The following is a 24,219-nucleotide window of genomic DNA, read 5'->3' on the forward strand; positions in this document are numbered from 1 at the left end:
ACCACCGAGATTCGCAATGACGACCGCTTCCCCCCAAACCCATACCGAGACCATCTACGTCGCACCAGGCCGAGCTCAATGCCGCGTCTATGCGATTCCCCACGGCATGCGGCCCAACCAGGCACCGCGCGACCTGGCTGCCCCGTACCAGGACCTCTGGCGCGAAATTGGCCTCCTGAACCCCAAGCTCGAGCTGGTTTGTATTGAGCCCGCATACGCGGACCTGTCGGACGACATCGCCGGCTTGATGGGCGGCACCTACTTCGAGACCACCCGTCCGGGAGAAGCTCCTGAGCTTCCCAAGGTAAACCTTTGCGCTGCATGAATTCCGAGGCCACCTAAAGGTGGCCTCTTCGCTTTCACAGCTAGACGCCGGCTAAACGCCGGACCTACACGTGCGCAGACCTACTGCTGCCACGTTGCCGTGAATTCTCTCCGACTACGCATGGGCCGGTGCGTTATCGCGCTGGCGCTGCTCTCCCCACTTGCTGCTCTCGCCGCCTGCCCCGAAGTTATCGGGACCTATGAGGTAACCTCCGCCCAGGTCGCGCCTGAGCTCAACAACACGGTCGCCCGCGACGAGCTGACCCGGGTGGCGCAGGCTCAGCGCCCTGGCCCGGCCGACGGCCTTACAGATGTCCAGTTCGGATTCCGCGTCAAGTTTGAGGCTGGCCCTAACCGCGACGGCTGCCCGACCACAAACATCAATGCCCGATTGGTGGCTGATACCGCGGTGGTCTACATCGCGCGCGAGCTGGACGTGAAGGGATGCCGATTCCGCGCGGTGTATGACCATGAACTGCTCCACGTGCAGATTGGCCAGCGCGCCCTTGACCAGGCGGCGTTGGCCCTGCGCGCGAGTCTCAAGCGAGCGCCTGCAGCTTTCGGGACGGAGTACATCGACGGGCTGCCCCCTGAAAGCCAACTTCGACCCTGGCTGCGTCGAGAGCTGGAGCGGGCACTGGAGGTTGCTCGAGCGCAGTACACCAGGCACAACGACGAGCTGGACGTGCCAGAGGAGGCCCACCGCCTGGCCAACATGTGCGACACGACCATCCGGTACCACCTCGGCAGTCAGGTGTACCAGCTAGACCAGTAGTGCACCAATGGCGCTCGGCGCAACGTCGGACGCGCTGCTGCCGGCCTGCAAGGGCCCGAGAATCGCAAGAAAACGACCCGCGCAGGAGAACCTGGCGGGTCGGTTGTGAATCAGTCGACCTGGGGCATCGCGTGGACAGCGCCACAGCGGGTGCAGCTCATTCGGTCAAAGAACTGGTCTCCTCGCTCCACGGTCTCGTAGCTCTCCAGCCCGAAGTCGTGGTCGCAAGCGGGGTCGCCTTCGACCCATGTCTCTACGTCAGCAGGGCGGACGTAGCTTGGAAGCAGCTTTTCGAACTCCCGTAGCTTTCGCCCGGGCTCACCCAAGGGACGAGGGGCAAACCACGCAGGCGCTTCCAAGCCTTCGAGCACAGCGTCGGGAATTTCTCCGTTCACGACCTCGAGAATGTAGTAGCCCTGCTTTTCCAGGCCCAGCCACTCGTCAAAGAAGACGGTAGGCACGAGGCCTTGGCCGGCGTTGTGGGTCAGGTAGCGGTAGAGCGCGCTTCCCAAGTCTTCCTTGTCGAAGCCGAAGTCGAAGGTTCGAGCCTTTGGGTGGCCCACCGGTCCGTAGCCTACGTAAAGGCGGGGAATTGCAATTTTCATGGATGTCCTTTTGAGGACGGCTCACGGCCGTCCGTAGGTCTGGATGGAACCGCAAGCCGTGCATTCGCGCATGCTGCAGGCGTTATCTTCATGGAGCAGCACGGTTTTGCTGCAGGGGCAGGCGACCCGTTGCCACCAGTTAGCAATGGCTTGCCTGAGACCCGCGAAGCGTTGTTCACTGGCTGTCGTTTAGTAATGGATGGCCGCGGGAATGCTGAATACGGAAGCCCATCAGCCGCGCAAACTCGGCAGGCTCGACGGAGAGCTTGAAAGGAACGCGGTCCACGACGCCGCGGCGGTAAATCGCCAGCGCTGTCTCCGCGTCTACAAACTGACCGTTCAGGCTGGAGATTGTGTCGGGCAGGTTCGGGCTATTGGGCGCGTACCAGCCGATTCGCAGCTCGTCGGCCGACGGTGTCGAGGTGTCGAAGCCGCCAACTTCAGTTGCGCCGCAGGCGTAGCAGTGGTACGGACCTGTCTGAACGTATCCCACCCCTACGTCTGTGAAATCAGCTTCGCAGTGAGGGTCGGCGCAGTAGGGGCAGGTTTCTTTGTCGAAAGGCACAGGTCGTCCTAGGTTGTTTCCTGTGACCTGTAGCGAACGACCAAAGGCGCTTGGTTACTTTGAAAACCATTGCTTGCCGCCCCGCGGAGGGAACAACGGGAAGACCAGATTCAGTGAGCCACCGGGGGCGTGCAATGCCGCTGGCGCCACCATTGCCTAGCATTGGGGTCGCTGCTAGCGTAGCGGCGTGCGTACTTCCCTTTGTCCACGATTTCGGCGTGCAAGAACTCGTTCGAAGTCGTTGTCATCGACCTCGTCGATGTCGTCATCATCATCGCCGTCGTCATCGTCGTCATCGTCGTCGTCATCCCCGCCGCCGCCGACCACCCCTCGAACCCGGAGTGGCGCAATTTTGTCGGCAGCCTGGAAGCGCCTTTCCAGTTCCATCAGCTCTCCTGCTGAAGCGCGGATTTTTGGACTTTGGGTCCCGCAGCGATAACTTCGACGCTGCGCCGGATGCTCTCTTAGCTGTCCGCGGCCAAGCGGTGCGCTTCAGCTGTCTTGCCGTAGTTCAGGAAGGAGCTCACGGCAGTGCACAAGGCTCCAAGGAGGCTGAGCCATCCTAGACCGAGCAAGACCATTGGGTCCTTCGAGACCTGAGCAACCAATGAGCTGCCAGCAATGGTGGCGGCAGCTACCGCGACGATGCCAAGCCACATATGTCGTCGCTGGAGTCTCGGCCAGAGACCGGTGCTCCACCTTTAGTGCCGAAGCGCGAGCTCCCCAATTGGAAAGGAGAGTTGACTGGAAACGGGTCGTCATGGCATCCGCGCCGCGCACCTTGGACGGGGCTGGGCAATGTGCAGCAATGGCGGCGGCAGGTGGCCGTTAGACTCGGAAGCCGTCGGGAAAATGGAGGTCATGGGCCACTCCTGCCCCTGGCTGAGGCGTACGGGCGATTATGTAGGACCCACCCGTTCAGGCCAATGGCGCAAGGCAGGGAAAGCGCGTGCGCCCTGCGCTTCGCCAGCGGCTCCCATTACTCGTTGGCTCACCGGCCTTGGCGAGTAGCTGGTCGTTGGGGCGGGCGTGGCACGGGTACGAACGTGCAGAGCTCCCGGACCTTTGGAAAGCAATTTGCCCGCCCGCGAACCCGCCCACTTGGGGCGGTCTTTCTCGCCTGGGGCATTTACAGGGCGGGACGCGGGCGGGAACCGCTCGGCACTCAAGTCACGGCACTGCGCACCAGGCGGCTCTCGTTTGGTGTTCTCCGCGGCGGCCGGCGGGCGGCCGCCCGGCAATGGAACTGCGCGCGTATGGACGTGCCCCTCTATATGCTAAGGGTTAACCCATCATTTTCCGGGGTGCCTATACGCAGTGCGACGGTTGCCTTAGGGCGGCCGTCTAGCTTACGACGATGACCCTTGCGCAAAACCGACGACCGCCTGTACCAGCGACGTGAGACCTTTTAAGGCTCACGATAGTCGGCGCAGCGCGGTCTCTTTTCCTTTCTGCCTCTACCGAAGCGTGTCTCTCAATACGTGGTTTCTTGGTTCCGGGCGGCGCTCTAGTTTTGCGCCCAATGCCGGGACGAGCAGATGTCGTTTTTTCGATTTTGACCCTCGTTCCTGTCAACCATGTACCCCTCTCTCGCTGCTTGGCCAAAGCTGGCCGACCCCGTCGCCCGATGCGATGCCTTTCAATACGGTGCGCCGAACGCTGGGCGGCGCTTCCTCGTCATCCCTGCCCGCATGCTTGCCGCTGCTGGCCTTTCAGGCCGCGCCGCTGTTTTCGTCTCCACCTTCGGGGACGGCGCCCTTGTGACCGCGAGCTCCCGCCACGGTGGCCAGCGCCGTGCGCTTGCCGGAAGCTCGGAGCGCGGCGCCGTGCTGCAGTTGACGATGTCGCGCCTGCCTTCCGTGCTTCACCGAGACTCCATCCTGCTAGCAGGCCCAGGCTTCGTTGCCGTCGTTTCTGGCTCGGAAGCCGCCCGCTACCAGCACCTGCCGGAGTTCGAGAAAAACGAGGGCTTGCTCAAAGAGGAGACCGTGGCCCACGTCGACGCGCCCCTGCCCGCGCGCAAGGGCCTGCTGTGGCGCGAGCTCACCACGGCGGCCTATGGTCGCGCACAGCGGTGCCTGGACGTCACCGGCAATGTGTGGAGCGTCGCAGGCTTCGAGCTTGACTCGCCGCTGCGGGTGACCCGCTACATGGACGGCGTCCTCATCGAGCAGGTCGCCGCAGAGGAAGCCAATAGCCAGCTGCGTTCGAAGATGGCTCGGGGCAAGCGTGCCTACGGCGGCAAACGCTTCGGCCGGGCGGTCTTGTCGACCATCGAAGGTGACACGGTACGGGTTGTCGCCATGGACGGCGCAATCGCATTGGTTGGCGTGGCCAGGTCGCTGCGCGACTTTGCCCTTATCGCCGACGACCGCCGCGACTATGACACTCCGGCGACCGCGGAAGAGGCGCTGCGGGTTTCGCCCGCGAACACAACGGTGGTGCCCCTTGACCGGGAGATGCCCAACCTCATCGTCACGGGTGCGTGGCTGACCAACTACGGCTTCCACCCGGGCCAGCGCTACTCGCTCGAGCAGGACCCGGTTGTCCGCTCTCGAGTCCTCGCCGTCCTGGATAAGGAGGGCGCGTTTCTTGTCGGGGAGACTCCTCTCAACGCCTCGCACGCGGCGCTCGATTTGCCACTGGAGACGGTCTCGCACTTCCGAAGCCCTGCCGTCAAGGTCATTGGTACCCGTGACGGACTGCATATCCAGCAGCACTTCGCGAGTTAGTACCGCGACGTGACGGTCAGCAAGGCGGTGCTATAAGGCGCCGCTTTCGTTTTAGGCAACAGTGGCGGTATTGCTAATGCATCTAAAAGACCCTACAATCCTGCTTTCCAACGGTCAATCCAGAAAGCAAGCCTGTGCGCGCTGTCCCCTATCCCGCCTCTCCGACCTGCCCCGAGCTCACCGCGCCCTTGCTGCAGCACGTGCCCAAGGTCGTGCAGCCTGCCGGCTACAGACAATTGCTCATTCCCAACGCGGCGCTGGCAGCCGCCAGCATGGCCCACGTGCGCGAGGTGTTTGTCACCTCGTTCCAGGACATCGCGCTTGTCACGGCCGGCGGCCCGGAGGCTCTTTGCGGCGATTCCGTAGCCGTCTCGCCCAGGCTTGGTGTGCGTCTGACCAGTTCTCGCCTGCCTGCCGGACTGCAAGAGCAGTCGCTGCTGCTGATTGGTAAGGGGTACCTCCTGTTGATGCCAAGCCGGCGGGGCGTCGCCGACTTCAAGTCCGTTCCGACCCTCCCCCTACCGAACAAGCAGGAACTGGCGACGAGCAAGGCACCTGTGCCTTCTCGCCGCGGGCTTGCCTGGCACATCCTGCTCAAGACGCACGGAGAGCGCAAGCACCTGACGGTCTCCGGCAAGCTGTGGGAAGTCGCCGGGTTCGGACCCCAGTCGCCGACGCGCATCACCCGCCATGCCGACGGCCTCCTCATCGAACGCGTGGAGGAGCAGCGCGCCAACGGTCGGTTGACCTACCGGCCTTCCGCGGGCGGCAAGGCCTATCCCTACTTCCGAATTGGACCCATCGGGGCCGCGTCCGTCGAGGGCGACGCCGTGCGGATGATTGCAATGGACGGTGCCGTTGCCTTGGTAGGCATGTCACGGCCGCTCTCCGACTTCGGGCTAGAGGCGCGCGAGGCCGCAGACAACGTGCCAGTGGCAACGAAGGCGGCTGCCGACGCTGGACCGTTTACGCCAGCTGAGGATAGCGAGGAACCGCCTCACGGTTGGTCGCGGGGCAGCGTTGCGGTCGGCGGTGTGCGCCTGATGTACCCGGCCCTCGCCAGCTGGCCAAGGCTTGCCAAGCCCGAGGCAGTGGTCCTGCGGGCCGATTCGCAGGGGTGCACGTCCCTGCGAGTGCCAATGCGGACGCTCCGTGCGGCCGGGCTCGAACCCCGCCAAGGCCTCAATATCGCTACCTTTGAAGGCAGAGCACTCATCTGGGCCGGCAACCGCGGCGGCATGTTTTCCGTCACCTCGGAAGGAGGCTTTGTGGTCAACCACGTTGGACTGAGCCCTGAAGTCACGCCGGCGAAGCACGCGCTGGTTCAAGGCCCAGGCTACGTCATCCTCACGACCGAAGAAGACGCGCGTAAGCTCGCCCGAGGTCTCGAGCCTACCCGGCTCGAGCGCAACCCTCGCGTAGATGATGACGTCGTTGACCTCGTCAGCGCGCCGTATCCGACCGCTGACGCTGTTGTTCTTGCGTGGAAGGACTGCAAGGTAACGGATGCCACAGGCAACCGCCTAGCCATCCTCGCCGGCCTCATCTGGAAGCTCGCAGGCATCGAGCTCAATGACCCGCTGGCCTTCACGCGATACACCAACGTCACGATGATTCGGCGCGGGAATGAGACGTCGTCGAAGACGCTGCGCCCCTACGACCAAACAAGGTCCGACATGCCCCGTCAATTCGTGGGCACCACGCTGTTCGACGTGGCGAGTACGGAAGTTGTCCGGGCGATTGTGACGCGCGACGGAATCTTGCTCACCACCCCTGACAGCGAGTTGGGCCGGCAGTGCAAGAAGGCACAACGCATCCCGCTCGGTTCCCTGAGAATTCAGCGCTTTGTTTCCAGGCACGAGGGCGCCGCCGTCCAAGGCTCCAAGGCCCCCACGGCTTCCATAGGCGGTCTGACGGTGCCCCTCCACGCACCTTCTGGCAAGAACACGTCGCTGTACGACCTCCCGCCAGGTGAAAGCCGCATTCAGGTTCAGGGCGCATGGCTCGCAGACTACGGCTTCGTGCCAGGGGCGCGATTCGAGCTGGTCCCGCATCCTCTGATGCCCAGCCGTCGATTGGCCAGGCTGAATGCGTGCGGGCCCCACATGGTGACAACCCACACTGGCAACACCCCGAAGCTCTACGTCCCGGCAGCGGCTGTTGCCGATTTCGACAGCGAGAAGGTCAAGGTGTTCGGCGCCGCCGACGGGCTGCACATCCAGCGACACTTCGTGAACCGCCCGCATGTGGGAAGGCCGCGGAAGCGTTCGGAGGCCGCCGTCGCCGCCTAAACAGCGACATTCCAAAAAGGCGCCCTTGGGCGCTTTTTGTGCTTTAGATGTGCAGTGACGGTGTTGATAGTGCATCTAAAAGGCTCTATAATGAACGCCGAAGCCCGCGGGACAGCTCCCGCCTTTCTCCTCTCCCCAGGCGCCTATGAGCCAATCCCCTGCCTATCCCATCCTCACGCCCGAAGAAGTCATCGCGCTACGGCGAAAGACGACTTCAGGGTCCACCGAACCCTGGTCGGACACCCTCGCCTTCGCGGACGCCCTTTTCAAGGCCCTGGCCGCGAAGACGAAGGCGCCGCAGGAGGAGCCTGTCGACTGGGATGCCCTCGATGCTCTAGGCTGGCAACGGATGCAGTGCGACGTTTGCGGTGACTTGGCGCGAGCCGCACCGTACCCGTCCCGAGGCCTTCAGGATAATGCGCTGCGCTACGTCCAGCTGCGCAAGCGGGTGAGGGTCGAAGAGACGGCCGCTGGCCCTGCGTTCAAGTTTGAAGGCCTGCAACCGGCCGCCGGCGCTGGTACTTGCATCGCAAGCGACGAGCTCGACGCGGCAGTTGACGCCTTTAGGAACAGAACCCCGCCTTCGCGTGGCCAACACGAGGGCGAGGAAGCGGAATCGACCGCTGTTGGAGAGCCCAGTGGAGATGCTGTCGCAGCTCGAGAATTCGACAGGCCCACCATCCGTGCTGTGCTCGACCTGTTCGAGGTGGAGGGCAACAGCGATGGCGTCTACTACAACGAGCCAAACGACTACGGCGTTGTGACGCTGCGCTTGCATACGGGTGACGGGGACCCCGCAAAGCTCTACCTTGGCGAGCAGGTCATGGGAGAGTTCGCGACCGGGCAGCGCGGCCTGGAGTGGCGGGGCACCGGCCGGTACAAGCTAAACGATGCCCTCGTCGACCTAGTCTGGGAGCAACTTCAGCTGCGCCAGGAGGAAAGCTGATGGGAGCCCGGCCCTCCTCGCTTGCCGAGCAGGTCGCTCGCGCTCAAGCGACCGTCGCAACCTGGTCGCCCGAGAAGTTGGCGTCTATGCAGCTGCAGGGCACCGACCCGTTCCATGAGCGCCGCCTGCGAGAGAAAGCCGCGGAGGGCCGCCCGGATGCGGCTGTGCAACCGAGGCATGCACTCGCGCCGATTCGAGCTTCAACGGGCAGGCAAGGCGAGCTGGCCTGCTTCGGTAGGCTGGCGTTCGAGCGCATGCAGGAAGTCTCCCCGCCCTTCGGGAAACCGTTGACCTGGAACGACATCAGCGACCGCACCCGTGAAGTGTGGGCGGACGTTGCGGGAACCATTGCAGCGGCCGCGGTTGCAGCGAACAAAACCAAACGAGAGGACCGCGAATGCCGTGCGAACTGACACGACTGCTTATGGCAGTACACCAACTGCCCTCGGACAAGGTGGCAGCTAGTCGGGAGAAGCTATTCTCGCTACTTATGTTCGCGAGCCACGCACTGGGGCTCGTGTTTGCGGCTGGGCTGCTGGCAATTCCTTGGAACGGCTACGAAGCGCCGCCGTCGGCCCTGGTTTTCCTCCCGGTGGGAGTGCTCTTGTCCGTCGGGGTAGGAGCCGTTTTCGGGGAAGCGCTTTCGGCCTGTTCGCCCTTGGCGGAATCGAAGTACTGCACTGACGCCCTCGACCTCGTGCAGCGGAGCAGCTGGGCGCGCCAGATACGCGATTCGGTGATTGCGTCGCATCGGCAGCTATACGTACGGGACTACCTGCTCATGAAGGAGGCCTCCCGGCACGAGGAAGTCGTGGAAGCGGCCTCCCTGCAGCGGCGAGCCTGTGCGGAACTGCATAGCGGGGGCTAGCCCAAGCCCCAATCACCTCAGGAACCGCCCTCATGAACCACCAATCGCAGCCCGACATTTTCGAGTCCTCCCCTGGCAACAAGTTCGCCGGAGTCGAAATGCGGGTCCTTGCCTGGCCACCGCTGCCAAGTCGCACGCGCAGACCCTTCGCTGAACGCAAGGCCGAGCGCGTCGCGGCGCGGTCCGGAAACCCCCAAACCACGGACGCGCCAGCCCTTGGCCTGGCCAACCAGCGATGACGGCGCAAGGAGAGAACACCGGCGCCGGAGGCAGGGCCTCCGGGGTCGAACTGCGTTCTGCACCGGCTGTGACGCCGGCCGTCAGTGACCTGGACATCCTCGTGTGCTTCGCTCGCGCAGTGGGTGAAAACAAGGCCGACTACCTGGTGTCGGTTGGCCGCGCGATTCTCGACCTGGGCGACCTCGCTGCCGGCCGCCAGACGCCGCCAAACAGGCCGGTGCAGGGGAGCGTATCTGCCGCTGTTGATGGCCTGGTCGACGCTTTGGCTGTCTCCAAGGGCTGGATGCGCGACTACGCGCGTGCCATCGTCGAGGACGCGGTGGACCGCGTCCAGCTCAGCCGGGTGACCCTGGCCACATCGGAGCGTGCCGCATTGATTCGCGCTGCGCAATGGATGGACATTCCGGCGGATGGTTCGACAGCCGCAATGGAAGCGGCGCAAGATATCGGAGTTCTGCGCGCCCTTGCCGCCCGTCTACTGGTTGATTTCGAAGGCGCTTAAGCCCGTCTTTCGGCTCTCGTTCGGTTTGTCCAGAACGAGAAACATTGCATGAAATGAGAAACGCTTTAGGCCGCGTCAGGCGCCTGCGAGCGACGTCTCCGCCAGATAAAGGTTCGTCATCAGCCCGAGCAGCTTCTGCTCTTCCGACTCCTTGCAGGCGACGACACCAGGTACAAGGTGCGGCAAATCGTGTTCGGCCTGGTAGTCGTAGGTTTCCTCGAAGACCTGAAAGGCAGTGCCCTCCCCCTTCAGCCCCGTGGCACGTAGGAGCTCAAAGGCCTTCACCATGCAGTTCAGGACCGCGGGATGGATGTCCAGGACGGGCCCCCACTGACGAAATGCCTTAAACACCGCCCGCTTCGCGCATATCCGGTGCGCCGCCCCGACATTCAGCAGCGCCGCGTGGCAATCGGTCCTCGATACCAGGCAAGCTTGGCCAATCTCTGACTCAAGCGGCGTGCCGAGCAGCGAGCGCAGTCTGATGACGTTGCGCGCATCCCCGACATACCTGGCGTGGTCCAGAAGCGCGTTTAGGGCTTGATACTCTGGGAACGCCAGAAAGGTATTGCGATTCGCGGTGAGAGCCAGGGTCTCGTCGAGCATCTTCAGCTCGGCCAGCAGTTCCAACAGCGCCGCCTCCGTCGGAGCGGTGCTGTATGCGAGATAGGCCGAAAAGGCCTTGTCGATGACGAGGGTTGCAGGTGTTGCGGACATGTGTTGGGTCGCGCGGTGCGCGTCGCGGCACGAGCTGCGCGGGCTTTGGGTTCCCCTCAGCGAGGGGGACGAGAGAATGAATCTTATCAAGGTCAGCTTTAGGTACTATGGGCTACATCCGTTTTAGTTAACACCCCATAAGCATCAGCCGGCTATCCGGAAGCAAATCCACGACGCTACACAGCTCACATCCGCTCAGAAATCGACACCATGGACCTCATCGACATCGGAGTCAACTTCCACACCAGCCAGCTCGCCGGCCACACCTCGGACATCCTCGCTCGGGCCAGGGAGGCGGGCTTGGTCTCAGTGATGGCTACAGGCACTTCCCATAAGTCCAGCGTGCAAGCGCTGCACCTCGCACGTGCGGAGCGCGGCTTCGTGTTTGCAACCGCCGGCGTGCACCCTCATTCTGCAGACAACTGGAGCCCTTCGGACCTCGAGCGTTTTGCACTCTTGTGGGAAAGCCCAGAGGTCGTCGCCATAGGAGAGTGTGGCCTTGACTACAACCGGAACTTCTCCTCCCGGGAGAACCAGCGCAAGGCCTTCTCAGCGCAGCTGCGCGCCGCGGCTGCGTTCAAGAAGCCGCTCTTCTTGCACTGCAGGGACGCGTTCGAGGAGTTCCACGCCCTGGTCACCGAGCCAGGCGTGGGTGCCGTGCGCGGGGTCGTGCACTGCTTCACGGGGACATATGACGAAGCGCTGGCCTTTCTCGCCATGGGGCTCGACATCGGCATCACAGGCTGGGTGACTGACCTTAACCGTGGTGGCGCCCTGCGCGAGGCGGTGAAGGGCATCCCGCTGGAGCGCCTTCACCTGGAAACGGATGCGCCCTACCTCAGCCCGAAGAACCTCAAACGCCGACGCACGTACAACGAGCCCGCCAACCTCCGGTGGGTGGCGCACGAGGTCGCGTTGCTCAAGGGCCTGCCCCTCGAGGAGGTGGCGCGACGCTGCACCGAGAACTCGGGGCGCCTGTTCTCCCTCAAGACGACTCGTCCAGAAATGAGATGACCCCAGCTTGCTGCCGGGGTCAAGAAATGAGTTTTTTACTCAGATGTAAAGGACGTCACGCGCTTGGCGCTCTTGCGCCTCACGGGTGTCGATTGCAGCCCAGTCGACCTTGTTCGCAACCGGCGGAAGGTCCTCCAAGCCCTCGTTCTCGACGAGGTACTTGGCGGCAAACATGCCCCAGTTGTTGGCAGCGTAGTCCTCGGGGTCGAGGTAGCTGCTGCTGGTCGCAAAGGCGAGCGCAAGCTCGTGCCCCTTTGTGCGCAGCTCTGGGAGGCGGTCAGCGCCGACGGGGAGGTAGCGCAGGTTGCGCAGGGCGGCGTAGACGTCGTGCTTGCCCACAATGCGGTGTTCGCGCGGTAGCGCTTCTGCAAAGCCGAGGCCGAGGTAGTGGCCAGCATCGCCTTGCTCGTCGGTGAAGAAGACGGTCGTTTCGGGATGGCCGTGGTCGACAGCTGCTCCCGTCACCGCGACGGTTACGATATTCTTGATGTCTTCGTATTCTCCCAGCGACGGGTGCAGCCGGAACAGCTGTGAACCTTCGCGAAAGCGGTTAAGCGGCGGGGTGCCCAGGGATACTGCAATTCCATGTGCCATTGGCATTCCTTCGTGTTGATGACCTACGCCGTGTAGCCATCGCGATGCGGCCGTCGTCCAACGAGGGATAATACGGAATGCCTCACGTGCCCCAGTTCTCCGACGACGACTTTGCCGAAGTCCGCGCGATGCTCACGTCCGACAGTCGCGAGATGGTCGAGCACGTCGCAGCCGATGTTCCCGAACACATCATTCGAATCCTGCCGCATGCACAGGCCGTTGCCGAGGGCAAGGTGGCTGAGATGCGCGCCCGCCTGAAGGCTTTCGAGGCCGAGATTCAGCGCGTGCTGAATGAGGTGCTGCGGCCGTCCCTTTCGCGAAAAGCTCGCATGACGAAGCTGCGCGACTTGGCAACAAAGTTCGGGCAGGCCTTGATGCCAATCACCGCTTGCGCCGCCGGTAGCTGCGCGCATTGTTGCCACATCCCGGTGTCGGTGTCCGAAACAGAGGCCTCCCTCATTGGGGAGGCGATTGGTCGCAAGCCGAAGCGCGTATCTGCCAGCAAGGAGATGTCGACAGAGTATGGCTATCACCGTCCGTGTACGTTCCTCAGGAACAACCGCTGCAGCATCTACGCCAACCGCCCTTTTGCCTGCCGGATGCACCTCTCGTTGGATGAATCCGATAGGCTCTGCGTCCTGATTCCAGGAGTGACCGTTCCAGTTCCCTTGGTGGACACGCGCGAGTTTCAGTTGGTGTACGCGCAAGCAAGCGGCGGCGAGACGATTGCAGACCTCCGGGACTTCTTTCCTGCTTCGTAGTCCTACGCAAGGCCTCGGTCGATACGCAATGAGCACGGCTGACCGAGCGGACGGCCACCTCGCCCAGATATGACTTAAGGAGCCGCCAGTGAAGTTTGGGATGCGAAAGCCCTCGGTACGCAAGATGATTGGCGCGCGTACGTCGCCCAAACGCTTCGTGCGGCACAGCCTGGGCCTGAAGGCTCCCCGAGGATGGGGCTGGCTCATCAACCCAAAGAAGGCCGCCTACAACCGAATCTACTCGCGAACGACTTTCAGCCTTTGGGGGGTCCTCAAGGCGCTGTTCGGAGGAAGGCGCGGGTAGTCCGCTGGCCCCGGGGCCGGCAGGTTTCGGTTGCGCGGCGGGTAGGTCTTCGAATATTCGAAAAGCGGCTGGGTCGAAGTTTGCGACTGCTCTGGCATCACTTGCCTGCCTGCGCTTGAGCGGCGAATTTCTCCGCTTGCAGGCGCTCACGCACCTGGTCCCATCGCATCCGGCGGCCCGAGGGCCCGGTGTTGCCGAACATGTGTCGGTTCACCAGCCGGGCACGGGCCGCGATGTTCGCTTCGCGGAGCAGGTTGTGTCCGGCGGATGAGTTGTAGTTCGAGATGCCTTCTGCTTCTGGCAGGAGGCGGTCGAGCAGCGCCAACTCGCGAGCTTCTGCATCGTCGGCAAATTCGCCAAGCGCGTTCTTCAACTCGTCGGCTGCCGCGGCTTCCGCAACCTGGTCGTACCAGGTGCCAATCCATTGCAGCGTGTGGACGATACCGTTCTTGGCCACATCGGCCAGGAACTTGGCTTGTACTTCCTGCACGTTCGTAACTGTCATGTTGTCCTTTGGTTGGGTTCTACGTGTGTATAGCCAGGCCGCACGATGGCGGGCTTTAAAATGGGAAAGCCGCCGACCTGTGAGGCCAGCGGCTCGAAAGAAGCAGTTTTTAGCAGTAGAGTTCTGCGTCGACCCAGCGGCGCGTGTCGGGGTCGAAGACCTTGATGACAGCCTCGCAGCGACGCAGATGAGCGGAAATCCGCACCCGGGCGCCTTCCCAGAGACTTTCTGAACGGATGAGGCTGTCAGCAGCCTTCGCGATTTTCTCGAAGAGGACCATGCCGACGGTGTAGCCGTCGCACTCAGAGAAGCGTTTCATGGCGCGGCGATAGCCGCGACGAATCCAGGCGACGAATGCGGCCTGCACCGTCGGTGACTTGTACTCGGCAACCTCCTCCTCGCTGAGCGAAGTGTCGGCAAGGATTTCATCCAAGTTGCCAAAGGCGGTCGCCACGCCGCGGACGATGGAGTCCTCGGTGTAGAAGTCCAGCTTTCTGCTGGGGATGAGCTTCGGAAGCTCGAGGTCGTCGTTGACGCAATCGCGCAGCATCCCCTCGATGTTCAGCGCCAGGTCCGCAGCGTTGTCTCGGCCGTAAGAGTGCCGCATGGCCCAGCCGTTCTCCAGGCGCAGCAGCAGAACGGAGCCGAGTGCCTCGCACTCCCCTTCGACCGGGGAGGTCTGGGTCGCGAAGTGCTCCAGCATGTCGTGCGCGCACGCCAGGCCGCTGGCCGGATTGGCGTTCTCAAACCAGGTCGGCTCGAGACCCATGATTCCAACCTCATCCCATTCCTTATAGATGAACTCACGAACGATAGGCACGGCTGCCCTCCTAAAAAGTAGTTGTCCTGAGCGGTATAGCGAGCGAGGCGTAATCCGAAATCGCGTTCGGCGCGTGACTACGCGAGAGGACGGACGCGGGATGAGGGAGCGCCCCTCTGCCTTGGTCGCGCATGACCACGTCTCATGGCACGAGGGGCGTGTCGTGTGGCCGAGAAGCGTGAAGGCGGCTATCTGCGGTGTGACGCACTTCCGAATTTGCGCCGCAGGCGCTTTGAAGCGGAGCGCACGAAGGCCAGGATGTGGGCAGAATGGCCGACTTTGGACTTTTTCGGACCAACTGCCTATGTCTGCTCTAGTCCTTCTCATCGCGCTCGTCCCAGCCGTCGCAGTCTTCGTGGTAGCGAGCACGACCCGAAGCGTCTGGTGGACTACCGTCGCGGCGGTCTTGGCGGCGGGTGTCGGCGTTGTGATGGGGCACCCTGCGTACATGGTGCTGGATGTCCTCGCGGTCGCCGTGCTGTACTGGCTGTCGATGCGGACGCTTCTCAAAACGAAGCGCGAGGTGAAAGCAGCGCGTGCCTCGGCACTTCCTCCAGCGGCACCGCCTCCGCCAGCCCCTTCCGCCGCCAGCGGCGGCCGTGGCAAGGGGCTCCCCGGGCTTGTCCTAGGCGCGCTGGGTGTGCTCGGCTACATCGGCTACCTCGTCCTCAGTTTGGGTCTTCTGGACCGAAGCGCCCCCGTTGCGCCGACGGCGGCCGCGACCCCCGCTGCTTCGTCGCAGCCGGTCGGCCTCCCGCCAGTAGCTCCATCTCAGCGTGTTCAGCCGCCGCGAACGGTCGCTTCGCGGCCCAAAAATCTGCCGCAGAACCGTGGTTCCGTCACGAAGCAGTCGGTGGCAGCCTGCCTCCGCCTTGCTTCTGATGAGAAAATGCGGGACTGCCTGGCGCGCGCCGAATGAAAGCGGTGCGAAGGGCCTCCCCGTCACGCGAGGCTCACCGATGAGCGCGCGTCCGGCGGTGGTTGGCTCATCAAGCCGACCATAGGCTGAGAGAAGGCGCAGGGCCTGCGCCAAGTCTTGTGGAGGTTCGCTGACGGGAAATCCCTGTCATGCAGCGGAAAATCATCGTTGGTAGACTGTGGCCCGCCCCTGGCCCGCCATGTGTTTTCGCCTCAGTGCGGAACCAGGGCATTGCTTTTGCCGATTCAGACAAGGAGAAGTCCCCTCGAGCATTCACGGCTAGTGAACGATTTAAGGTCCGTTGCGTTCGATTTTCCCCACCGAAAGGCGTTGATGTATCTCCACCCGCTCATCGCAGGCATTCCGCAGAGCGAACGGGCCGCTCTCGTGAAGAAGTCTGAGCTTCGTACGTTCAAGCGCAACGAAGTCATCGTTGCCTTCGATGAGAAGACCAGCTACATCTATTGCATTGCCTCGGGGCTGGCCAGGGTGGTGGTGCCGTCGGGCGGCGAGGAGGGGGTGACCACGGAGTTCGTTCGTCAGGACGACTTTTTCATGGGCCCAACGCTCATGGAGCCCTCGTACCATGCAGACGCCTCGTTGGTAGCTGCCTTGCCGACAACGGCATACGTGGTCCCGATAGTGGCCATGAAGGAGCTGTGTCTGAAGTACCCGGAGATATCGCTGGGTCTGTTCGAGCTTGCCCGCAAGCGGTTGGTCGTTCTGCGTGCGCAACTGCGCCGCATCGCATCTCAGTCGTCGGAGAAGTTGGTAAGTCGCATCCTTCACGAGCTGACGCAGCTCGCGCCAACGGCATCAGGCGGCTACGACAAACGCATTACGCAGTCGGTGATTGCTTCGTACTCCGGACTGTCCCGCGAGCAGGTGAACAAGACCATCCGGGACCTGGAGGGGCGGGGCCTTGTCACCAAGGACGCCGAGGGTGTCCACGTGCCGCCGGACTTCGCTGCGACCGACTTTCGAACGCTGCCCATTCAGGAATCGCTTCCGAAGGTGGAGCCCACCGTGACGACCTTCTTCCCCGACCTTTTCGACGAAGAGACGTTCGCCATCGCGCGGAAAAAGAGATAGGCGGCGTTCGCCGCGGCGTCCTGCGGCATGCCAGAAGGCAAATTTCAGTGACCCCGCACGCCGGCTGAGTTCTCACGCAGGGTCCTGAGAGCCTCGTGCCGCTGCGCAGTTGTCCCGCCGGCCGCAACGTCGTTCAACGGCCGCAGCAGGCGCATTGCGACGAACCGTAGCTCGCCTGTGTCGGCGCGCTGCGGGAGCTCCGTCAGCTTTTCGACGGCGGAAGCACTCCCCTGTCCAAAGCCAGCGCGTTTGCACCGTTCCTTCGTACAGCGGCGAGGCCTCCTCGACCACGAGACGACTCTGGACTGGCAAACGCGCGCTCTAGTCTGAAAGCCGCTCGGAAGCCCCGGGGCGCCCGCCTGGCTCCTGCCATACCGCGGCACCTCCTGCAGTTCTGCCCAGGGGGAGCTGCGCTCTCGCTACACGGAGCATCCAAACCCGCTTGGCTGCCCCAATGTCGCCGCACCCCCGCCTCCGCTCGCTCGCAGCCACGGTCTTGCTGGGCGCCGCACTCATCGCCCAGGCCGCCGAGCCTGCGAACGGCGTCAACGCTGAGGCCGCCGGGCTGATGAGCCAAGCGAACCATCTCACCCGCGCGTCGGTGCTCTATGCGCTGAAGGAAGGCCGCTGGCCATACGCTCTCACCCACCTCTCGCCGAGCTTTCTCACCGCGGTGCCAAGCCCCCCGAGAGCGTTCGGTCGCCAGGCGGAGTGGCGCACGGTCAGGCCCGGGTTCCCGGCGGCCTGGGTTCGGACCGGTGCACCAATCGACCTCTGCCGGGCGCTCAACCTCCAGGCTCGAGGCGATGACGGCATCTATAAAGCTGCGCAACCAGCCATGCCCCTGCAGTGCTACGGTCGCAGCGCACCGTTTACGGTGCTCGTGCTGTTCGCAGAAGGCGAGACCGCTGCCTTGCACAAGGCTCTTCGCAGAGCAGGCGGCTGGAAACACGGAGCTGCCGACAGGCCCCATGGAAGTTGGTCGGTGCCTCCGAACGTAAGAAGTCCGAGCTATTCGCCGGAGCACCACTGAGCCTTGGACCAGGCTGCCTCGGAGCCCTGGCCACGCGTCCTCCGAAATCATCAATGAGGGGCTGCCCCCGTCGGCTGGAGTTGGGCAGCGGGCTTGCCGTGGCCCCTTCTTCTTCGAAGCGGGCTAAGACGGCGCGAGCTCCGAGGGGGGGGTACCTAGCCCTCGTACAACTCCGCCCGGATGTGCTCGCCAGCATTGCCGCCAGCCTCGCTGTCGCCAAACGGGTCGCCTAGGGAGGCGGCAGCGTCCACCACGCGGGTCGCGAAGTCGACCACGTTCTGGTCGAGCTTGTCGCCAGGCCGGATGAGCCCGCGCTGTGTTGCGAACTCGGTAAAGCGCGAGACAGGTCCGCGCGCCTGTGAACCGTCTGTGCGGAAGGACGGGTACGCACTGCGTGGCACGCCGCAGCACAACTGCTCGCGGATGCGGTCGCCCGCACTCAGGCCTGACTTGTCGTCCGCGTAGGCGTCCCCAATGGCTGCGCAAAGGCCTGCCACGTCCATCGCAAACTCGAGGAAGTTCTTGTCGAGCTTGTCACCAGCGCGGGCCAAGCCTGAATCCACCGCCATTTCGGTGAGCCCCTCAAGGCACGCGGGGTCATCGATGCCTGCGCCCACCGGGTCGTCGTCTTCGTTCTCCATCTCGGAAACTCCTTTGGAACGGGGCATCGTACGGGAACTTCGAGCGTTCAAGCTGTAGGCGGCCTACCCCTCGTAGTGCGTTGCTGCCTGCTCGAGCCGCCCGGCCCATTCGCGCATGTGGTCCAGGCATTCCACCTCGGAAACGCCGCCACGAAGGGCGACGTGGAGCGCCGTGTCGATGAAGGCCCTGTGCACGGGCGAAAGTCGTTCGAGGTCCTGAGGCTTGACTGCTCCACCGAGGATGTCGCCCCCGCGCTTACCGACCCAGCGTCCAAGGGCTGTAGGGCTGGCATAGGAACGCCGAGCGATTCGGCAAGGGTCAGCAAGGTGCCGACGGGGACCTTGAGCTTGCCTCGCGAAATCTTGCTGATGGTCGCCTGGGGGACGCCTGAGTGCTCCAACAGCGCTAACTGGGTCTTCAGACAAGGATGCGCCGTCATCGCTGCCAGGAGCCGATGGGAAATCTCGCGATTCAGGTCGGTTGGAACCGGATTGCTCATGCAGTGAGGCTATCAGGATAGTGATAGAAATATCAGCATCATGTTTCTATTTCGGGTCGCGAGGTGTGGTTCGGACAGCGGCATCGAGCCCGCGGAGGTGCTGGAGCTTCTCCCCAATCTTGCCCTCGAGCCCACGGGAGACCGGCTGGTACCAGTCCATCTCCGGTAGGCCTTCCGGAAAGTAGTTCTCCCCTGCCGCGTAGGCGTCCGGCTCGTCGTGCGCGTACCGATAGCCCTTGTTGTGACCAAGCTGCGCCATCAGCTCTGTGGGCGCATTGCGCAGGTGCATGGGGACAGGCCTATTCGAATCCGTTCGCACGAACGCCCTGGCACGGTTCCAAGCCTTGTACACAGCGTTCGACTTCGGCGCCATCGCGATGTACACGGCCGCCTGTGCGAGGGCCAAGTCGCCCTCGGGCGAGCCGAGGCGCTCGTAGGATTCAGCAGCGTTCAGGGCTAGTTGCAGAGCCCGAGGGTCTGCGTTGCCAACCTCCTCGCTTGCCATGCGAACAAGGCGTCGTGCCACATAGCGCGCGTCAGCGCCGCCGTCCAGCATGCGTGCCAGCCAATAGAGCGCGGCATTGGGGCTTGAGCCCCGGATGGACTTGTGAAGCGCCGACACGGTGTCGTACAGGTCATCGCCGAACTTGTCGAACCGGCGCAGCGCTGCCGGGGAGGCCTCGCGCACGAATGGTTCTGTGACTTTGGTCACCCTGGCGGCCTTTGCCGCGGTGCTGAGCTGCTCTAGCAAATTGAGGAAGCGGCGGGCATCCCCGTCAGCGAAGCCGATGGCAGCAGCGAGCGCGCCATCGTCGAACTCGAGGCCTCCGAGGGAGGGCTGCGCGCGCTTGAACAGCGCCGCCAGCTCGTCGTCGCTCAGGGACTGCAAAACGTAGACGTGCGCACGGGAGAGCAGAGCGGAATTGACCTCAAAAGATGGGTTCTCAGTCGTGGCTCCCAAGAAAACGAAGGTTCCTGCCTCGACGAATGGGAGGAGTGCGTCTTGCTGGGCCTTGTTGAAGCGATGAATCTCGTCGATGAAAAGGATGGTCTTGCGGCCACGGTGATTCAAGGCCTGCTCAGCACGCTCGACCGCCGCGCGAATCTCCTTCACGCCGGCCATGACCGCTGACAGCGCAATGAACTCGCAGTCCATGACCCGGGCAGTCAGGCGCGCTAAAGTCGTCTTGCCGACACCTGGGGGACCCCAAAGGATGAAGGAGTGCAGGGTTCGGGCCTCGAAGGCCAGGCGCAAGGGCTTGCCCTGCCCCACGAGGTGCTGCTGACCCACGACGTCATCCAAACAAGTCGGGCGAAGCAGCTCCGCAAGGGGAGGAGTTGGGGCGGTGGAGAAGAGGTCCGACATCCAACTTGTAGCGCATGCTGGTTATCTCCGGCGCCCACCTATAGCTGCATGGTCGCCACGGCAGTACCATCCCGAGCATCTTGGGTGCTACAGGGAGGCTAGGACAACGAATGGAATCAACAATGCCTGAAGAAATCAAAAATATCCCCGACTTCCTCGACCCGCACGCTGAAGAGCTGATTGCACGTGCAGGCTGGATGGTCCAGGGCGTCTTCCCGACAGAGGAGCATCCCGGCCCGTTCTTCTCGTACACCATCGGTCTTCACCAGCGAGGGCTTTCTGAACTCATCGTGATGGGGCTTCCCCTCGAGTACGGCCACCAGCTGCTGAACGACATCGCACGTTGGCAGCAAGAGGAACCGGTCGACGCGACACGACAAATCGGCAAGCACACGCTCGGCAGATGGCCCATGCCCTTTCACTTGGTGCCGGTGGCGCCCGAGCAGGTGAGCGACATGGTCGGACGGGCGATTCATCGCAGTCGCGGTCAGGCCAGCTTCAGCCAGGTGGCGCTGCCTGACCGTAAGGGCCACTTTCCGTGGGAGCCGGAGTGTGAAGAAGGCTGGAAACAGCATCAGCACATCCGGCGAGCCGTGCACTGAGCCAAGTCTATCGATTCAGTACTTCAGACCGTCGGCACGCCCGGCGGTCTTTCCTTTTCGCGTGCTGGTCGCGCAGGACCGCCCGACGTAAGGCAAGCCTTCGGCCATTCCCCTGCGGCTGAGCGGCAATAGCCCTTCGGAGCCCATTTCGGCGCACCTGCAACGCGGCAAAGTCGAGCAGACGGTTATACGGTGCAGGACCACTCGAAATGACGAAATGACACTCACCGCTCCCTCTCTGCTCCTTCTTGCACTGGCCTTTGCGGGCATCGCCTTTCTTGGCGAGTACGTGGCGCTGGCTCAAATGCGGCGTTGCGCCTTCAGCTCCGTCCCGCTCGTGCGTACAGCACGCCGCGCGCTGTACCCAGCTCTGCTGGCTTGCGCTGGCTTCTTGCTCTACGCAGGTTCAGTCAACTTCCGGCTGACTGTTGTCTCAATGGCCATCGGAACGTTCGTGGGCTGCATCATTGCCCTTCCCTCGTTGTCGCGGGGCTTGCTGTATCAGCCGACGATGCGCCTCATCGCGCCTGTGATGCTGGTCTTCGTCGTGGGCAGCCATATCGATGGGGTAGGCGCGGCCCCGACGCTGGAACTGGGCTTGCTCCCAGCCCTATCGACCCTGCTGGTGTGCGGCCTGCTCTGGCTCATCGCGGAATACCGGCATCACCAGGACATGGAGCGCCTTCGGGACTGAAATCTCCGACCTCCGACGACGCCACTTCCATTCTGAAGCCGCCCTTCCCCGGGCGGCTATTCTTTTGGGCTACCGGGTACGCACCAGTGGCCCGGGAGCAGGTAAATCGCACGTCGCCATCGCTATACGTCGCATCAAGCAACCCAAGGAGGTGACCATGCGCAAGCAAAACGGCGGCGGCAGCGGCTGCTAGGCCAAACCCAACTCCATCGCCCCTTCACGGGCTCAACTGCATATTAAGGAGGTCTCGATGCGCAAGCTGCACGACGGTGACGGATTCGCATGAATCCGCGCCACCTGCCCTGCAACCAACCAAGGAGTGCTTCATGCGAACTGAAGGCTACGGCCTAGGCTGATTCCAAGCCCCCGCTATCCGGCGGGGGTTTCTTCTTGCCGGGAGCCCCTAGCTTTGGCCCTATCAGGCCTATACGGGACTGCTAGGCACGGGCGGCGCGCATCAGGCATCGCTAGACGAATCAGACCATTGACCACAAAGGACCTGAAGCATGACCATCAACTCCTGGACCAACCTGCCCGACCCCTGCGAAGCGCCGCCGGCCGCGGTGAGCTACCGCACCTTGTTTGACGTAACTGGCGACGAGAAGGATAAGGACACACTCCTTGTGCCGCGCGAGGAGCTGCCGCCGTCGCCTGTCCTTGCCCGTGACGCTGTGCTTGAAGAAGCCGGGGCGCTCTGTGACCAGGTTGCGCTGGAGTACGGAGGCGTCGCGAGGAGCAAGTTCGCCACGGAGTTCGGCAAGCAAATCCACCAAGCCATGGCGAACGGCGCGCACAACGCAGGCACCCGTATTCGCGCGGCGCTCTCGACTGCCCCCAAAGCCTCACCCTCGGACGAGCCCGAGTTCATTGAAATCGGCTAGCGCTTGATTTCCGGTCCCCTGCCTGCGCGAGCCGCAGCGGGGGATTTCTTCTCGCCTTTGCGGACCGTCCCAGCTCGGGCGTCAGCCGTTGCCTAGACGAGGAAGACCCCCTCAAGACAAAGACACACATGACCACGAAAGCCACCCTGTTGCGGCGCATTGACGCATTCCTCAAGACCAAGAAGAAGTCCGATGGCGGCTTTGCTCCCGTGGACCCGAAGGAGATGGAGGACCTGTACGCCATCGTGCGGGGCCTCATCGAAGTCAAGTACGAAGAGGACCCCGACGGTGACGTTCCCGTCGAAGTCATCCTGACCGACCGCACGCGCTTCGAGCGACCGTTGCACTTTCCGGTGCAGTACGCGCACAAGCCGGTTGATGGCAAGAGCGAGTTCGACCTGCACCTGACCGCGGCATCCTCGTATGGCGCCCTCTCGAAATGGGCAGGCGAAAATGCAAGCCGGCACCTGGATGCGGTGAAGTCAACGATACGCGATGCGACCGAGAAGCATCGACCCCTTGTTGTGCAGGGCGTGCGCTACCTGGCCAAGCAACAAGCCCCTGTGTCGGCCGTCGATGTAATCGACGTGATGACCAAAGAAGCCGTGAAGGCGTACAAGCGCAACCCCTGCCCGGTCGACTACAAAGACCGCAACCGCTGGGCGGACGCCTTGGCGAGCGCTGGAACCAAGAAGCTGGGCATCAAGCTGCACGCGGGTTCCTGCATGCATACGACAGGCGGTGTTCGCATGTACTTCGAAGTCCCCTCGCTGGACACCACAGTCCGCGTCGAGACCGGCAGCAATCCGGAGTTCAAGCCGGCTGCCAAGAAGCCCTCCAGCCAAGACTGATTTCAACCTCCCCTCCTTCTAGCTCCCTCGGCAATGCCCTGGGAGCTTTTTCCCGCTTGACCGCGGCGTGTTCGCTAGACGAAGGAGGTAAACAAACTTCAAGGGCACCCAATGACTACTCTCGCATTCCAAATCTTCGACTGCCTCCGCGGTCACACGATAGAGCCTTTCGAATACAAACCCGGACGCCACGGCCGCCGCGGAATTGGCCTCAGGCTCGAGCCTCAGGATGCCGAGGCCTCCCCGGGCGCGCGTGCATTGCACCACGCGTGCTTCGACTACTGGCAATACTGGCGCGGGACTTCGCAGGCGCTTCTAGTCGACAGCCTGACCGCCGACCAGCGCTACCGATGGAAGGGCGACCTGACTCGCATCTACGCCAAGCTGGAGATGGCCCGCGGTGAGCTTCGGCAGGCCACGGGCGAACCCGCAACTCCGTGGATTCGGGCGCTTCTCGCGCTTCCCGCTGGCATGGACCTCGGCAGTCAGCGCGTGCTGCTGCGTGGGCCGTTGCGAGACCGGGCCGCCCAGCACCAGCGCGAAAGTGGAAAAATCGTCCTGACGGCGGAGCCTGAGGACCATCGGCGAGGCTTTGACCTGGCCTTCCGCCTTTCAGAAGGCAATCTGGTGCACACGGGCAAGATGTCGCTCTCCAAGGGAGCGACTGAGGTGCCGCCGAAGACCTTGGGCGATGACCTTGACCGAATCATCCGCCTACGCCGAGAAGGTATTCGCGGCATCGACCACCTGATGGCGCAGTACCTGGCTGGTGAAATCTTCCCCAGCGCAATGCGTGAGGAGCAAGACCGGAGAGACGCAGCGGCCCTGGCACATCGACTGGTGCGCGGGCTGAGCATGCGGGACAAGGCCTTGCTGAAGGGCCAGATTCATTTGCTGAGCGACCTGCTCTGATTTCCCTAAAACGGACGCGCCTAACCGCCGTCCGTTTTCTTGCGCGAGTCACCCTAAAACGGTTCTAGCTCGAAAGCTTTATAGCTGCTATAATGATGGCTTTTAGGGCTCTTAGGCACGCGAACCCGCGAGCCTGGAACGGGTACCCACGGGCACCCAACGAGCTCC

26 protein-coding genes are annotated in these 24,219 nt (G+C 63.1%); 17 read left to right on the forward strand and 9 right to left on the reverse strand.

All coding sequences use genetic code 11. The features are described 5' to 3' along the window. Positions 1-16: 16 nt before the first annotated feature. A complete protein-coding gene (locus G3W89_RS29880) occupies positions 17-325 on the forward strand; it encodes a hypothetical protein (protein WP_068674014.1) in 309 nt (102 codons plus the stop codon). Between the two features lie 120 nt (positions 326-445). After that, a complete protein-coding gene (locus tag G3W89_RS29885) occupies positions 446-1,099 on the forward strand; it encodes a hypothetical protein (protein ID WP_068674016.1) in 654 nt (217 codons plus the stop codon). 110 nt (positions 1,100-1,209) lie between these two features. On the opposite strand, the gene G3W89_RS29890 is transcribed toward G3W89_RS29885, so the two are convergent. Then, the gene (locus tag G3W89_RS29890) at positions 1,210-1,704 is read right to left on the reverse strand and encodes a hypothetical protein (RefSeq protein WP_162570923.1); all 495 of its coding nucleotides are present in this window, start codon (positions 1,702-1,704) and stop codon (positions 1,210-1,212) included. A 175-nt stretch (positions 1,705-1,879) separates the two neighbouring features. Next, positions 1,880-2,269: a hypothetical protein gene (locus tag G3W89_RS29895; RefSeq protein WP_197893622.1), complete on the reverse strand. Its 390-nt coding sequence runs from the start codon at positions 2,267-2,269 to the stop codon at positions 1,880-1,882. 201 nt (positions 2,270-2,470) lie between these two features. Between G3W89_RS29895 and G3W89_RS29900 the strand changes: the two genes are divergently transcribed. The 6 genes from G3W89_RS29900 to G3W89_RS29925 all read left to right on the forward strand — a co-directional run bounded on the left by G3W89_RS29900 (position 2,471) and on the right by G3W89_RS29925 (position 9,848). Further along, on the forward strand, positions 2,471-2,671 hold the full coding sequence (locus tag G3W89_RS29900) for a hypothetical protein (protein ID WP_162570922.1): 201 nt from the start codon (positions 2,471-2,473) through the stop codon (positions 2,669-2,671). A gap of 1,424 nt (positions 2,672-4,095) precedes the next feature. Continuing rightward, positions 4,096-5,001 (forward strand): hypothetical protein, encoded by a 906-nt coding sequence (locus G3W89_RS29905; RefSeq protein ID WP_146039564.1) that lies wholly within the window; start codon positions 4,096-4,098, stop codon positions 4,999-5,001. A 188-nt stretch (positions 5,002-5,189) separates the two neighbouring features. Next, positions 5,190-7,292: a hypothetical protein gene (locus tag G3W89_RS29910; protein WP_162570921.1), complete on the forward strand. Its 2,103-nt coding sequence runs from the start codon at positions 5,190-5,192 to the stop codon at positions 7,290-7,292. A 145-nt stretch (positions 7,293-7,437) separates the two neighbouring features. Then, positions 7,438-8,238, forward strand: a complete 801-nt coding sequence (locus tag G3W89_RS29915) for a hypothetical protein (protein ID WP_162570920.1) — start codon at positions 7,438-7,440, stop codon at positions 8,236-8,238. 86 nt (positions 8,239-8,324) lie between these two features. Further along, the gene (locus tag G3W89_RS29920; protein WP_146039562.1) at positions 8,325-8,651 is read left to right on the forward strand and encodes a hypothetical protein; all 327 of its coding nucleotides are present in this window, start codon (positions 8,325-8,327) and stop codon (positions 8,649-8,651) included. 762 nt (positions 8,652-9,413) lie between these two features. Continuing rightward, positions 9,414-9,848, forward strand: coding sequence for a hypothetical protein (locus G3W89_RS29925; RefSeq protein WP_162577719.1), 435 nt, complete (start codon positions 9,414-9,416; stop codon positions 9,846-9,848). 75 nt (positions 9,849-9,923) lie between these two features. On the opposite strand, the gene G3W89_RS29930 is transcribed toward G3W89_RS29925, so the two are convergent. Beyond that, the gene (locus G3W89_RS29930) at positions 9,924-10,562 is read right to left on the reverse strand and encodes a hypothetical protein (protein ID WP_162570919.1); all 639 of its coding nucleotides are present in this window, start codon (positions 10,560-10,562) and stop codon (positions 9,924-9,926) included. Positions 10,563-10,772: 210 nt separating this feature from the next. On the opposite strand from G3W89_RS29930, the gene G3W89_RS29935 reads away from it, so the two are divergent. After that, positions 10,773-11,576, forward strand: coding sequence for a TatD family hydrolase (locus tag G3W89_RS29935; protein WP_068674041.1), 804 nt, complete (start codon positions 10,773-10,775; stop codon positions 11,574-11,576). A 39-nt stretch (positions 11,577-11,615) separates the two neighbouring features. Here G3W89_RS29935 and G3W89_RS29940 read toward each other — a convergent pair whose 3' ends face one another. Continuing rightward, positions 11,616-12,170 (reverse strand): hypothetical protein, encoded by a 555-nt coding sequence (locus tag G3W89_RS29940; protein ID WP_068674044.1) that lies wholly within the window; start codon positions 12,168-12,170, stop codon positions 11,616-11,618. Between the two features lie 86 nt (positions 12,171-12,256). Here G3W89_RS29940 and G3W89_RS29945 point away from each other — a divergent pair, with 86 nt between their 5' ends. Beyond that, on the forward strand, positions 12,257-12,931 hold the full coding sequence (locus G3W89_RS29945) for a YkgJ family cysteine cluster protein (RefSeq protein ID WP_162487216.1): 675 nt from the start codon (positions 12,257-12,259) through the stop codon (positions 12,929-12,931). An 88-nt stretch (positions 12,932-13,019) separates the two neighbouring features. Next, positions 13,020-13,235, forward strand: a complete 216-nt coding sequence (locus tag G3W89_RS33440) for a hypothetical protein (RefSeq protein WP_162570918.1) — start codon at positions 13,020-13,022, stop codon at positions 13,233-13,235. A 97-nt stretch (positions 13,236-13,332) separates the two neighbouring features. On the opposite strand, the gene G3W89_RS29955 is transcribed toward G3W89_RS33440, so the two are convergent. Both G3W89_RS29955 and G3W89_RS29960 read right to left on the reverse strand, forming a co-directional pair. Next, positions 13,333-13,740, reverse strand: coding sequence for a hypothetical protein (locus tag G3W89_RS29955; RefSeq protein ID WP_068674047.1), 408 nt, complete (start codon positions 13,738-13,740; stop codon positions 13,333-13,335). A 109-nt stretch (positions 13,741-13,849) separates the two neighbouring features. Continuing rightward, a complete protein-coding gene (locus tag G3W89_RS29960) occupies positions 13,850-14,443 on the reverse strand; it encodes a hypothetical protein (RefSeq protein WP_162577720.1) in 594 nt (197 codons plus the stop codon). A gap of 1,369 nt (positions 14,444-15,812) precedes the next feature. Here G3W89_RS29960 and G3W89_RS29965 point away from each other — a divergent pair. Further along, positions 15,813-16,571 carry a Crp/Fnr family transcriptional regulator gene (locus G3W89_RS29965; RefSeq protein ID WP_068674523.1) on the forward strand — a complete coding sequence of 253 codons (759 nt, stop codon included), beginning with the start codon at positions 15,813-15,815 and terminating at the stop codon, positions 16,569-16,571. A gap of 1,188 nt (positions 16,572-17,759) precedes the next feature. Here the strand turns inward: G3W89_RS29965 and G3W89_RS29970 are convergent. From G3W89_RS29970 to G3W89_RS29975, 3 genes are all read right to left on the reverse strand, one after another. After that, the gene (locus G3W89_RS29970; RefSeq protein ID WP_068674055.1) at positions 17,760-18,245 is read right to left on the reverse strand and encodes a hypothetical protein; all 486 of its coding nucleotides are present in this window, start codon (positions 18,243-18,245) and stop codon (positions 17,760-17,762) included. 63 nt (positions 18,246-18,308) lie between these two features. Then, complete coding sequence (locus G3W89_RS33540) at positions 18,309-18,440, reverse strand: hypothetical protein (RefSeq protein WP_269475015.1); 132 nt, start codon at positions 18,438-18,440, stop codon at positions 18,309-18,311. 351 nt (positions 18,441-18,791) lie between these two features. Continuing rightward, positions 18,792-20,111 (reverse strand): replication-associated recombination protein A, encoded by a 1,320-nt coding sequence (locus G3W89_RS29975; RefSeq protein WP_068674058.1) that lies wholly within the window; start codon positions 20,109-20,111, stop codon positions 18,792-18,794. 122 nt (positions 20,112-20,233) lie between these two features. Here G3W89_RS29975 and G3W89_RS29980 point away from each other — a divergent pair, with 122 nt between their 5' ends. From G3W89_RS29980 to G3W89_RS30000, 5 genes are all read left to right on the forward strand, one after another. Then, positions 20,234-20,713: a DUF4262 domain-containing protein gene (locus tag G3W89_RS29980; protein WP_068674060.1), complete on the forward strand. Its 480-nt coding sequence runs from the start codon at positions 20,234-20,236 to the stop codon at positions 20,711-20,713. A 217-nt stretch (positions 20,714-20,930) separates the two neighbouring features. Continuing rightward, a complete protein-coding gene (locus G3W89_RS29985) occupies positions 20,931-21,407 on the forward strand; it encodes a hypothetical protein (protein WP_068674062.1) in 477 nt (158 codons plus the stop codon). A gap of 506 nt (positions 21,408-21,913) precedes the next feature. Then, positions 21,914-22,288 (forward strand): hypothetical protein, encoded by a 375-nt coding sequence (locus tag G3W89_RS29990; RefSeq protein WP_068674064.1) that lies wholly within the window; start codon positions 21,914-21,916, stop codon positions 22,286-22,288. A gap of 128 nt (positions 22,289-22,416) precedes the next feature. Beyond that, the gene (locus tag G3W89_RS29995; protein WP_068674066.1) at positions 22,417-23,139 is read left to right on the forward strand and encodes a hypothetical protein; all 723 of its coding nucleotides are present in this window, start codon (positions 22,417-22,419) and stop codon (positions 23,137-23,139) included. Positions 23,140-23,250: 111 nt separating this feature from the next. Continuing rightward, a complete protein-coding gene (locus G3W89_RS30000) occupies positions 23,251-24,051 on the forward strand; it encodes a hypothetical protein (protein ID WP_068674068.1) in 801 nt (266 codons plus the stop codon). Positions 24,052-24,219: the final 168 nt, after the last annotated feature.

Source organism: Variovorax sp. PBL-H6 (assembly GCF_901827155.1).
Lineage (GTDB): Bacteria > Pseudomonadota > Gammaproteobacteria > Burkholderiales > Burkholderiaceae_C > Variovorax.